Raw genomic sequence first — 12,621 nt, 5'->3', positions numbered from 1 at the left:
CTGCTCTCAATCGCATGATCCAAGTTGCAAAGCCTGATAGCTATGAAGTTAAAGCTTAATCTCAACCTAGTTTAGAACTTGATTGGCTCAATTCTCAATCATGCAACAACGCCGTAATCTATCAAAGAATCGCCAAATAACGACATGATCGTGCAAATAGCGACATTTATCATGCAAACGTACACATGAATTTGAAAGCCGCACCATTTTTTGTGAAAACGTACATAAAGTGCGCAATGCAGGCTGAACATGCCACTAATTTGCGAATTACGCCATACTTTTTGGCTATTCACAATTGCGCAAGTCATTTGCAAATTGCGGAAATCTGCGCAATTCGTTTGCCGAAAAGTGAATCTGCGCAATTCATTTGCCAAAAAGTGAATCTGCGCAATTCATTTGCTCACTTCCGATTTGCAGAAATCAGCAAAAAACCTTGATGTAAAACAATTTCAGCCGCCCTACAAGTGTTTCGTACTGCGGGTCATTTTTTTGCGCAAGTCATTTGGAAACGGTATAATTTTGCGCAAGCTATTTGAAAGTAAGTAAAAACACTTAAAAAAGTAAGATTGCGCAAGTCATTCGGAAATTGCGCGATATAATGTGCTCAGTCACAACGGACACTTATTCCTTCGCTTGTAGAGCGAAGAAATAAGTGTCACAGCCGAAGAAATAAATGTCACAACCGCTTTTTGCCTCAAAGCTTTACAGGGTAGGACTTTGAGATTTTGTAGTCGCCAATTTTTAGAGAAAACGCTACCGAAGAATTACGTGTCATTTCGTGAGGCTACCGAAGGAATAAATGTCATTTCGTTAGTCACTGATTGAAACTCATGTTTTGCAAGACTTTAGCGTTTTCTGCGATCGCCGAAGAATTTCGTGTCATTTCGTTAGCTTAGAAGCTAAAACCTATATACAATAATAATTTCAGGCTTTTCTAGCTTAAGCGAAGGATTACGTGTCATTTCGTTGGAGCCGTTTTCCTTCACGCTGAGATCGCCTATCACTTATGAAATAATCCTACGACTAGATTCTATGTTGGAAGCAGATTGCTTTGTTTAAGGAGTTGTCGCTGAGTGGCTACCCATCCTCACTCTGCTCCTAGGGAAGAAAATTTGTCTCATCTTGTATGACTGCAACCGCTACGCTACAACTTCTAAACCCAATTTACCAGTGACTTTTGATACAGCGATCGCATTCGAATAGGTCATGCTCCATCGCTTAAAGTAGTAGCCCCCGGACTTAAATGATCTTCACATTGGTGCAGACAAAACGACATGATCATGTGAATAGCATCAATGGTGAACGTGTCCACAGGATTATGCAGTTTGAGATGAGGCTAACCCAATGTGATAAACCCCTCAAAAAAGGGAACTCTAATTCTAAAGCAATCCTGCTGTGGAATGTAAAGGTTCCTTGCAGTTGCTCTTGTCATAGTACTGTCACAACAATAAGTCCTTCTATTCAATGAATACTTCTAGAAGCGCTATCATTGACCAAATCATTGAGAAACGTAAACCGCTTGCAAAAAAGATTCAGCAAGTTGAAGCTAACTTGGAATTTTTAGCAGACAAGTTAGGACGTCTTGAAGCTTACCGACAGACTGTGCTTGGGCAAGCTAAAAGTCAAGTGGTTAGGCAACGTTTAGAGATGGTCAACATTTCACGTTGCAAAGACAGTATCTCTAACGAGCTAAAAACTTTAAGGAAGCTGAGAAACCGGTTTGATAGACCTACACTTAATGTTGGCGTTATCGGGCGAATGGGGCAGGGCAAAAGTACTTTGCTACAAAGCTTTAGCGGACTGACCGATGTTGAAATCCCGGCAAGAGTAGGACGAGCTTGCACCGCAGTCCGAAGTGTTTTATACAATCACGAGGGTGCTACTCAAGTTTCAGTTGTTTTACATTCAGAAGAATCATTTTTACGGGACGTTATTCATGAATATTGGCAAGAGCTAGGTTGGAATGAAGCACCTGTAAATCTGAATGCATTTGCATATAATCGATTGCCAGACTTGGTAGATGATGATGCGCTGAAGATTGAGGTTTACAAGCATCTCAAAGATTATCATGAGCATGTAGATAAGTATCGATCGCTCCTACAAGCGGACATACAACCTAGAGAAAAAGAAATTTCTAAACAGGAAATTGAAGAGTACGTTACTCAACAGAGGGATAGCCAAAATCAGTTAACGACGTTCAAGCATTTAGCAGTAAAGGAAGCGAAAATTAACTGCTGCTTTAGCAATGAGGATGTTGGTAAAATCGCACTGGTTGACGTTCCTGGTTTAGGAGATACTAAGTTGGGTGACGAGGCTCTAATGCTAAGAACTCTAAGGCAAGAAGTAGATGTTGTCCTGTTTGTGCGTAGACCCGACCCAATCCGGTACCAGTGGGAAAAAGAAGATGCGGTCTTGTATCGCAATGCTGCGAGAGAGCTTAACCAGATCGCTCAACGAGCATTCATGGTATTGAATCATCAATCTAGTGCTGGTGACAACTTGAGTGGTTGCAAAGAGTTACAAAAAACTATTTCATTTGATGTTGTTGAATGTTTAATTGTTGATTGTTCGAATCATGAAGCATCCAATCAGTTGTTGGATGCTGTTTTGACACATCTAACCAATCCTGATCTTCGCCTTGATGAAGAGTATTTTCAGTTTGTGTGCAAGAGTAGTTTGCAGCAAATTCAGGAGGACGTGGTTGCAGAGTTAGAAAAAGCACGACAGGGGTATGAGAGCTCAAGTTTTGCTGAGGAAGAACGCGTTGACGATCTGTTTGAGGAATTTTGGGAGGCATTGGCCGGAAGTTTGAAGGCGAAATTGGGTGAGATTCGCAGTCGGCGCAATGACCCTGATCCCGCATTTAAGAAGCAGATGGAGGAAACACTGCAACATTGTCGGGAAGACACAGGTGTTCCACCTCTAAGTACTATTCAAGGCTGGATTGATAGCAAAGGAGGACCTCAAACAGCCTATGAATTGTGCCTCAACGAAGTTCGTTTGATGCTCTCGCAAAAATTTATCTCGCTGGATCAGGGCTTAAAGCAATCCCTGGATCAGGCAAAGGGTGAAATGGCTACTGCATTGGCTAACGCCAGTGGTTTATCAGGGCTTTCACAGGCAAAAGGAGCTGAGTTTCTGAACGAGGTTGCTCAACAAATTCCTAACGATCTGCACATCTTGAAAGAAGTCTTTCAAACCTTTGCAGGATTTGACCTTCTATATCGTGGAATGATTCAGCATCGCATTCGCCCCCAACTTGATCCCCTTACCCCTGGCGCACTTAACTGTCCTCAAATTTCCAAATCGCCTACCGCACAGGATATTTTGGAAACTTTAGAAGAATTACAGAAAGAAGCCGTTTACAACTGTGAGCAAGCGTTGAAAGGCTCCCACGAAACAAAGGGATTACTGGAAGAACCAAGCCAAGCTGTGTTTGCGATCGCAGAAGAGTTTGTCGATGGTGTGCTGTGGGCAAAAGATGTGAGAGCGCAGTGGAAAAAGTTCTTGCGACGCGTTCGTACTAAGGTTTGGTCTAGTGAATTTGAAGTGTTTGACGCTTGGAAAGACTGGCAACGACTGATTGAGCGAGTTGAAGATGCGAATAAACTGCTCCTCAACGACCTCCTTAATTAAGCAAAGGATATTTACAATGCCAGAGATAAAAATTACGATGCTGGGACCTAGCAGTGTGGGCAAAACAAGCTTGCTCACAGCTGTGTACGAGCAATCTAAGGATGTTGCCAGTGAGACGAAATTACAATTAACTGCGATCGGTGAGAGTGCGGATCTTTTACAGAATCGTTTGAAGGAACTGAAAACCCTTCCCGCCACATTTTCCAGTATCAAAGCAGAAGGTGGAATAACGGGATCTGATAAAGTTTCAATGTTTCGCTTCAACTTAGGCAAACGAGGTAAAAACAGCTCGCTGCTGACTCTACAATTTCTGGATTACCCTGGTAAGTACCACGAGCAGAAGAAAGAATACCTTACTCAACAAATGACTGAGTGCGTTGCTGTGTTAATTGCAATTGATGCTGCAGCACTTATGGAGGAGGGTGGTAAATGGCATGAATATGTGAATATCCCCCAACAGATTACTGAACTATTTGAGAATACTTACATCAATCTGAATTCGCCTCGGCTAGTGATTCTAGCCCCTATTAAATGTGAGAAATATATGCAAGACCGTGAATCGATCCGCAAGTTACATAAAGCAATTCAAGAAAACTATAGGAACTTACTCAACCATCTTGGTTCGGAAGAACTGCTAACAAAAGTTGCAGTTGTGATTACACCGGTACAAACTGTCGGCAGTGTCTTCTTCTCCCGCATTCATCTAACCGAGGATGGACCACAATTTGTGTTCCGCAAGTTGAATTCGGCAGCTACATATAATCCTAAAGGTAGTGAACAAGTGCTTCGCTATTTATTGAGTTTTCTTTTGAAGTGCTACGACGAGCGGCGTTTGTGGGGGTTCTCTCAATTTATTCGTACTCTTTTTAACAAGGATACAGAGTTTAAGGATGCAATTCGTCATTTCACGTTTGCCTGTATCAGCGATAGTAGTTCTGAAGTGGTGCAGGGACAGCTTCTGCTGACCGTTGAGTAGGAGAATGATATGGAAATCTTTATTCAAAGTCGTGGATTTTCCCGTAAGCAGGACTACATCTGGCTAAAAGTTAGTCCAGACGGAATGGAGCCTTTAGAGCCCCCTCTGTACTCATTGGTAATAGATTCTACAGAACTGAGAGATTTTTCTGTAGTGCTGGGGAGATGGAATGGGCAGCTTTGCTTATTGGTAGCGGGGTTGAAGAGCGACCGCAAAGATATTGCCCATCGCCCGATCAGAAATTCTGTTATGTGGGTCAGTCAGAATTCTCAAGATGAATCTACATTTCGAGTACTAGCTTCCTATGCGTTGAAGAGCCAAATATCAACGTCGTCTAATCAATCCTTGCAGCAAGAGATAGATAAAGTAATCCAGGTTAGAGAATCTTATGGATTTCAGTCATCATTTTCTGATTTAAGACCTGAAAATTTTGCTGTGTCTAACGGTTCTGAACCTAAAACCGAACTTGCTATAGAGAATAACGATAGATGTTTAGCAGATAAAGTTGCCAAGATTGCTGAGCAGATTGAGAACAGTTATCTACCCAGCAAAAAGCAAGATTTGGCTTTTATTTTTACTTGCTTGATACCTCCAGTAAAGTCGAATGAACCGCAACTGTGGAGGGTAATTAATAGAGCGCCTGGTACATTAACTATGCCAAAAGAAATCATACCGTCGGCAAAACCTTTAAACCACGGCAATACTATTTTTAATCCAAAAGATTTTTTTCCAAAAGATTTTTGGATTAAAACTGTTTTTCCATCATTACTTTCCGTAGCATTAACTGCAACCATATTGCTAGCACCTCCTATTAGAAACTGGTTGTCCCCATCCTGTCCATCTCCACCTAGTTCTGCGGCAGTAACTTTCAGCGGACAGCCAGTTTTTGCAGGACTAACCATTCCTTTACTCATTGGAAGAACGGACTCTCGAATCAAAAAGTTAATTTTGATTCGAGATCATCAGGAAAGTCAGGAAGTAGAGTTAAAGTCTAATGGATTTTATGAATACCTTGGATTTCAAACTGAAGGAAAGCATCATTTAACTTTGCAAGGGCTCGATAGCGAAGGTAATGTCGTCGGTGAACAGACAAGAGAATATATAGTCCAAAAGCTTTCAGATGTTAAACAATAGATATTGTCTCTACACAAAACCTAAGGTAAAGAAAAAACTAAGACTTCTACACTCCAATAGTTTTAGGTTTCACCAGTTTCCTAAAAGATTACGTGTCATGCCATGGAGGCAATTCGCATTCCGCTGGCGATTGCTGTACGTTTTCATAGAGAATGGCGCGGCTCGCAAATTCGTGGCGTGACACCGCAAAGCCTTTGTAAAAAAAAGGATTTTACTATTTTTACCACCTCAGCATTTATTAAGTTTCACTATCAAATTTGTGGCTCAAACTTTTGGTAGTGTTCTAGACATGGAGATGAGGATTAGAGAAAATGGAACAACTTAAATCTGTTTGCTCATTCACAGTCATGGTACTTGAACCTGTCATTGCCCTACTTGCACCAGTACTAATATTGTCAAATAGGGCAAGACTCCTGAGGGCAAACAGCGATATAAATGTCGCAACATCGAATGCACTCGCCACAGCTTTGTTTTAGAGTATTCCTAACGTGGCTACTTACCTGCTATGAGGCAACAGATTTGTGATATGGTCCTCCATGGCAGTGGCATTCGCGATACGGCACGGGTTCTTAAGATTGAACCAACCACAGTGATTGAAGAATTAAAAAAGTCTTCATCTTAAACGGATCAACCGACCCCTGTTAGAACAACTCCAGCCCAGTTCTGTAAGCGCTGTGAAACATGTTGAGGAAGCTGAAGCAGACGAGATGTGGAGCTTTGTTGGGTGTAAAAAACAGAAGCGTTGACTATGGCATGCGATTGACTATCAAACCAGACACCTGCTAGCCTACGTGTTGGCAGATCATCAAGCGCATTAAAGTCGTCTGTTGATGATGAGCTCATAAGTGCAGAAAGCTGGTTTTTGTCTTTCAATCACAGCTTCTATTTCTTTTCGAAAGGATGGATTATCTACTAAATTGGGCTGCTCGCAGTGCAGGCGCACAATGAAATGATAGGCCCGTCCTCCACCCAAGATTGCCTTTTGACCGATCTCTGCTTTGCCAAACACCAATCCAGTCTCAGCGGGTTCCTCAATTGAAACATAAGGATCAGCTTCAGGAGCAGGTAAGGGGTCGATCGGTAAACCGAGGTAGAGACGCAAATAGAACCGCAAGCCCCAGCGAGTGCCATGCCAGCGGTAGAGCGTGATGGCATTTCGAATCAGGTAGCGCTGTTGTTTCAGGCTCCAGCGTGAATCAATTTCCCAACCGACCCAATGTGCTAAAAAAGGCAGCAGCGCTTCTGGTGCCGTCAACGGATCGAGGTATGCCCACATTACATCCGTTGTTTGTACAACTGGATCAAAGGCTTGTTCAAAAATCGACAGAAACCGCCCCATAAAGTCGGTTTCTCGATAGATTGCAGGCAAAAAATTGAGGTAGGCGCACCAGGGATTGATGTAGAAGTTGAAGCTATCGTAGCCAATTAAATGGTCTGATTCGTGAACAAAAATTTGGCTTTGATACTTGAGTTGTAGTTGCGATCGCCCCCTACTTAATGCCTGCTGATTCTCAAAAAAGTCTTGTGGAACGGCTAAGCGATATCTGCGGCTCAAAATTTCACCAGGGGCAATTTCTCCCGATTCTTCCCAAGTCAACCGCTGGCGTTGTGTCACTAACTCGTTTGTGGTTTGGTCCGCCTCAAACCATGAGGTAGGAAAATCTCCCTCCATATCAAGCCGCCACTGGCGTGGGCGATCGCTCAAGTTTTGTAGCTCAACTTGAATTTCACCTGGTTCACTTGGATACAGCAAAAACGCTGAAGGACTAGCGGTATCTTGAGTGGCAAAGCTTACAGATTCCGTAAACTGATAAGGACGAAAGGTTGGGGTAATTCGAACCGCCAGAGTTCGGCGGGGCAGGGCTTGGGTCATTGTTTTAGCTCAGCATGGCTTGAAGTGGGTTAGGAACGTGAATCAATTAGCTGCATGATTTCTCTGCAGTAAGGGCTTGGCATTGCCAAGCCCCTAACTTAAATGCTGTGCCTATTGAATAAACTCGACCGCGTGACTCGATCCCAACATCTCATCTGCCCACGAACACACAAGTTGCGACTCGCGCAGTTCGATTACTGACTCCGGTATCCCCTGACAGTGCCATCCCTGGTTATCTTTCTCAATCCGAAACAGTTTCACGGCTCCTAAATGCAGAATGCCAGGAACTGTCCGACACAATGCCAAAATCTCAGCTGGATAAACCGGACGACCCCAATCCCAACCTCTAATTACATCAGTAAAAGGATCGAAACTGCCGCCAAACAGAGGATTGAGAAATTGGTAAAGCTTGGTCAGGAGCTGATTGCGAAGGATATCGAGCGTGTTGTATTTTGGGTCTGGAATCACCTCCAGAATCACCTTCACGCCCAGATAATCAGGCTGAAGCGGATTAATTTGAACGCCGAGCGGTTTGCGATCGACCATATAGTCCTTAATCTTTGTACAAAATTCCTCGGAAAGCGTGAAGTATCGATCGGGATTCATGCCGTTCAACCAGCTATGGTCATGCTCCGAGCTAGGGACTGGCACAATCAGCAAAGGAACTGTGCCACCTACATGGTCAGCTGAATTTCGCGAACAGCGAACCCGCCCCACCTCTGGATGTTGCTCAACTACATACTCAAAATCTTCGGGAGTCACCGCTGCTTTGCGCGTCCGCAACTGCTTGGGGACGCGCATGACGGCTTGTGATAGAGATTCAGGATCAGCACCGCCTGTGGCTCGTTCATAGTTAACCACACTCTTAACATAGGGAATTGCCGTCTTCAAAACAGTCAGCTTCTGTGGCTCAACGTTGCCACGACTACTGCCGCCTGTGCGGTACGCCATCATATAGATTTCTGCTCCGAGCGGTGGCACCTTGCCATATTGCCGCTCCGAAGAGACAGATTGTGTGGATTCTGGTAGCGATAGTGTTGAGCCGTTGCCCTCTTGTCCTGGAAGTTTGCCCCACGCTTGCATCAAACCGCGCTGCTGAGTCTGTTGTTTCAGGTGAGCAGATTCCCGCACGAGCGGACCAAACTGTACCTCGCCTGTGCGCGAATCAATTTGGTAGTGGAGGTCTTCTGCTCCAGAGTTGGCAAAGTTACGAACTTCAGTCCAATCTTCCGCTTGTTCAAGCGACTGCCCCGGCAATTTCACCCGAATTCTTTCATCCGGTCGCCGAATTTGATCAGCATTCTGCACTTCTAAAATCAGGTTACTCTGAAGCTGAAATACCTGATTCGGCTTGCCGTTGCTCACTCCTAGCAGTTCCCGTTCAACTCTGACGCATTCGCTGGCATTAACACTGCCGCCGATCGCTCGCACTGATAGTCCTGCAATTCTGGGTGAAACACTATATCTTGACTGCTGCTCGTTATCTGGATCTAGTGCATAAACACAGCGAATCCAATAGCCTTCATAACCGCCAAAGGTAGCTTTTACCATCTGCTGCGGTAGATGCAAAATCACATCGGCTCCTTCTTGCCGAGGATTTGTACCCTGAGATGCGATCGCGCTGAAGCTAAAGCCCTTAGTCTCATCCCGGTAGCGATCGATATTGCACCATTTGTCTCCATTCCACACTTGCCATTGCAGCGGTGGATCATCTGGATCAATGCCTGTTCCTGTTGCAGATTGTCCTCTAAAGTTGACCGCTAACACATTTCCAGCGATCGCATCTGTCGGCTCGGTCAACACTAAATAGAAGCAGTTGCCAGGTCTGGGATTGAATGAATCAAATAAATAAACATCAGATTCAAAATTCTGCCATTGGCGGCTTTGCTCATGGCGAGTTCCACTAAAAGGATTTCTTAAATCGGTCTCAGTTGGCGTATCCGTATTATGGTTGATAGTCAATAAATGTTTGATTTGAGGATTGCCGATCGTCAGGTTGGCATCTGTTGTAAAAATAACGGCTTCTTCGGTTTCCGTTCTGACTGTTGCCACTTCAGTGCCGCTCGATATCGTCACCGGGGCAGGCTGTTCTCGCGTCAGTTCAAATGTTAGCTCTACGGTTGCAGCGGTAGGTGGCTCAAGCCGAATCCCCAGCAGTTCTAGAAATGTGACGTAATTGCGGCGAGGTACTTGATTAAACCGCAGCAGCATCTGATCGGTTAACCAGGCAAACAGTTCAACCAGCGTCATTCCCGGATCACCAGGATTGTGGTTTGTCCACTCTGGGCAGTAGCGGGGAATGCGGAGACGACACTCTTCTACTAAATCGTTAAATTTGCGATCGTCCAGGTCAGACTTTGGCAACTCCGGCAAAAAATCGAAATCCATGTTTACTCTTCCGCTGGTGAGAGATAAAAAGGAAAAACCAGACTCCGCAAGTCGCGAGTTTCTTTAGGTTGGTAAATAATTTGGATATCAACTTTTCCACGAATCGGATCGGGGTCTGTCCGCACTTCTCTGAGAATAATGCGTGGCTCCCACATTTCCAATGCTTCTTCAATATGCAGGCGAATCAGCAGCAATGTCTGCACATTTAACGGTTCAAACGCAAGCTCAGACAAGCGTGAACCAAAGTCAGGACGATAAACTCGTTCGCCCAATTCTGTCCGCAGAATAATCAAAATGGATTCTTCTAAATTCGGCGCGGCTGAACTGAGTTGCAGGCTACCCTGAACGTTGACGCGCAGGGGAAATGCAATACCAGCACCGATGTAGTTAGGTCCTTCGGGCATGGTGATACACCCCTGAATTGATGCTTGTGCGTCATTCTACGACAGTCAACTTGAAAAACTGAAAAACTGAAGCTTTATTTAGGTTTTCAAACTGAACTAGGATTTGTATCAATTTGCTCAATTGCTGCGATCGCTTTCACAGGCAACGTATCCTCTTCAATTACTGCTTTGATGCCCGGTAAATATTCATCCATCATCATTACATTGGTGTAAACCAATCGCTTAATCAAAGCAAAAGTAAGCCTATCTCCTTCCACATCAATGCTGGTTTTGTAGCGAATTTCACCATCATTGAAGTCGAGTTCAAAATTACCGATCGTCATCCCATAGTTAGCACGGGTGAGGAATTCGGCGATCGCTTGTCGTTTGTCTTCAGGAGTGGCGATTGGACAGATAGAGTAGAAGATAAATTGCTGCTGTTCTTCTCTAACTTTGGCGTAGCAGCTCCATTCACCATTGTCACCCTGAAATGCCACCCGCAGAACAGGTTGACCTTTCAACTTAGTGAATGACCAATCATCTTCAGTAAAGAAGGCAATAACTTGACTGAGAATGGTATCGTTAGCAATGTTTATTTGGGCAATTGCTTCGATGCTAGTGTCAGCGAGATCATTGAAGAAGTTACCAATTTCATCGAGAATTTGGGCTGTGGTTTTTTCTGTGAGATCGCCAAGATTGGCTTCTGACCAGTCAGAAAAGAAGCCAGTAAGAGCTTGAGCAATCTCAGTCTCAGAAATAGTTCCGGCAGCAAGGGCGGCAGGGTTGAGAGTTGCCCAGAGGGTTGTGTAACCAACTTCACCAGATTCTTGTGATTGTTTGACGGTAAGGGCGAGCCAGTTTTCGGTGTGGAGGAGCGGATGGTCAGGGGTTTCTTGCTGTAATTGGAGTAAGTAGTTGGCTGTTGCTTCAGCAGAAGCTGTGTGAGGAGTCAGGTCAGGGAGACGATCGGGTTTAAGGGTCGCTTGAATTTCGATCGGATAGTCAGGGGAGAACTCTACAGTTGTGGCACTTCGGAGTTCGGGTTTGAGGTTGAAGAGGGAATGAGCCTTAATCTCCTGATATTGTTCGGCAGTTGATTTCCAGGTCAGGCGGCATTCTGTCAATTGCTCAGCCTGATGGCAAAGAGAAAGTGTGATCTCACAAAGCGAGATGGAATTGGTAGTTGGGGTAAGGAAGGTTAGCTGCATTTGGTTTGAAGCATGGGTTGTTCATTTAACCCTCTAAGGAAACTTCTTCGTAGAGGAGGGCAATGGGAAACTCAAACCCAACACTTTCTAATGGGATTATGTCTCCGATCTGGTAGGCAGTGTAGAGCCATAAGCGCTCTTCGCCTCGGCGGTAGATTTCGACGTTGATTTGGGTAGAACTGACCAGAACGTATTCTTCTAAACTGGGCAGAGAGCGGTATTCTTTGAACTTGTCGCCCCGATCGAGTGCTTCTGTGCCAGGGGAAAGCACTTCGATGATGAGTTTAGGATATTGAATGGCGTTGAGGGCAGTTCTGTCGCGATCGTCGCAGCTAATCACCAGGTCAGAATAGCGGTAGATGGATGGTGTAACGTTGACTTTGGCATGGGCAATGTTGATACGGCAGCCTTGAGCGCGAATGTGGGGACGCAGTGCGGTGAGCAGATTGATGGCAATATCGTTGTGCGGCAGCGTGCCACCTGTCATGGCGAAAACTGCGCCATTGACGAATTCGTAGCGAAGTTCCTGGCAGGGTTCCCAGTCCAGGTAGGCTTCGACGGTCATTTTTTGAGGTTGGGGAGTGACAATCATGCTAGCTACCCGTCAATGCTTGACTGATTACTAGGTGCAGCATCGTATATCGCGCAAAACTTGTTCTTCATTTGCTTTAACCACTCCAAATATTCCTCATCGGTGTATTGTCTCTCATCTCCTGATTCATCGGGTTCATGATATAAAATGACCCACCCGTACTCTTCTATTAGTTCAACGAGATTAGGAGGAGGGTTATCGATAACTGTACTTAAGCAGTAGAGAGCATCCTCGGCATACCAGGGAAACTGATTTACTTTTACCTCCCACTGCTGTATCGCTTCTTCTTCAGAATTATCCATCCAGATAGCAGATAAAAACTCTTTAAAGAACTCAATAGGCGCAGCCCGACGCTTGCTTGAGTCCTCGCGGATACTTCTTAAAATATCTTCTCCATTCAGTTGCTGGGGGTTTTCCATGTTGCTATTGTT

At 44.7% G+C, this 12,621-nt stretch carries 10 protein-coding genes and 1 pseudogene; 5 read left to right on the top strand and 6 right to left on the bottom strand.

The window, feature by feature from the left end; translation table 11 throughout:
• The first annotated feature begins 1,464 nt into the window (after nt 1–1,464).
• The 5 genes and pseudogenes from H6F93_RS02900 to H6F93_RS35625 all read left to right on the top strand — a co-directional run.
• Nucleotides 1,465–3,636, top strand: a complete 2,172-nt coding sequence (locus tag H6F93_RS02900; protein WP_190679105.1) for a dynamin family protein — start codon at nt 1,465–1,467, stop codon at nt 3,634–3,636.
• 16 nt (nt 3,637–3,652) lie between these two features.
• Entirely contained in the window at nt 3,653–4,612 is a 960-nt protein-coding gene (locus tag H6F93_RS02895) for a hypothetical protein (protein ID WP_190679095.1), read from the top strand.
• 9 nt (nt 4,613–4,621) lie between these two features.
• Nucleotides 4,622–5,746 (top strand): hypothetical protein, encoded by a 1,125-nt coding sequence (locus tag H6F93_RS02890; protein ID WP_190679093.1) that lies wholly within the window; start codon nt 4,622–4,624, stop codon nt 5,744–5,746.
• Nucleotides 5,747–5,848: 102 nt separating this feature from the next.
• Nucleotides 5,849–6,025, top strand: coding sequence for a hypothetical protein (locus tag H6F93_RS02885; protein WP_190679091.1), 177 nt, complete (start codon nt 5,849–5,851; stop codon nt 6,023–6,025).
• Between the two features lie 68 nt (nt 6,026–6,093).
• Nucleotides 6,094–6,555, top strand: a pseudogene (locus tag H6F93_RS35625) (IS1 family transposase); the annotation flags it as partial.
• 5 nt (nt 6,556–6,560) lie between these two features.
• On the opposite strand, the gene H6F93_RS02875 reads toward H6F93_RS35625, so the two are convergent.
• The 6 genes from H6F93_RS02875 to H6F93_RS02850 all read right to left on the bottom strand — a co-directional run bounded on the left by H6F93_RS02875 (nt 6,561) and on the right by H6F93_RS02850 (nt 12,609).
• Nucleotides 6,561–7,619 carry a phage tail protein gene (locus H6F93_RS02875; protein ID WP_190679089.1) on the bottom strand — a complete coding sequence of 353 codons (1,059 nt, stop codon included), beginning with the start codon at nt 7,617–7,619 and terminating at the stop codon, nt 6,561–6,563.
• A gap of 111 nt (nt 7,620–7,730) precedes the next feature.
• Nucleotides 7,731–10,007: a putative baseplate assembly protein gene (locus H6F93_RS02870; protein WP_190679087.1), complete on the bottom strand. Its 2,277-nt coding sequence runs from the start codon at nt 10,005–10,007 to the stop codon at nt 7,731–7,733.
• Between the two features lie 2 nt (nt 10,008–10,009).
• Complete coding sequence (locus H6F93_RS02865; RefSeq protein ID WP_190679085.1) at nt 10,010–10,411, bottom strand: GPW/gp25 family protein; 402 nt, start codon at nt 10,409–10,411, stop codon at nt 10,010–10,012.
• An 86-nt stretch (nt 10,412–10,497) separates the two neighbouring features.
• A complete protein-coding gene (locus H6F93_RS02860; RefSeq protein WP_190679083.1) occupies nt 10,498–11,598 on the bottom strand; it encodes a YbjN domain-containing protein in 1,101 nt (366 codons plus the stop codon).
• Nucleotides 11,599–11,623: 25 nt separating this feature from the next.
• A complete protein-coding gene (locus tag H6F93_RS02855) occupies nt 11,624–12,190 on the bottom strand; it encodes a Uma2 family endonuclease (RefSeq protein ID WP_190679082.1) in 567 nt (188 codons plus the stop codon).
• Between the two features lie 5 nt (nt 12,191–12,195).
• Entirely contained in the window at nt 12,196–12,609 is a 414-nt protein-coding gene (locus H6F93_RS02850) for a hypothetical protein (RefSeq protein ID WP_190679081.1), read from the bottom strand.
• Nucleotides 12,610–12,621: the final 12 nt, after the last annotated feature.

It is taken from the genome of Leptolyngbya sp. FACHB-671 (genome assembly GCF_014695745.1).
In the GTDB taxonomy this organism is placed as follows: domain Bacteria; phylum Cyanobacteriota; class Cyanobacteriia; order Elainellales; family Elainellaceae; genus JAAUTN01.
Note: the sequence above shows the minus strand (reverse complement) of the source record. Positions and strands in the feature narration are given on the sequence as shown.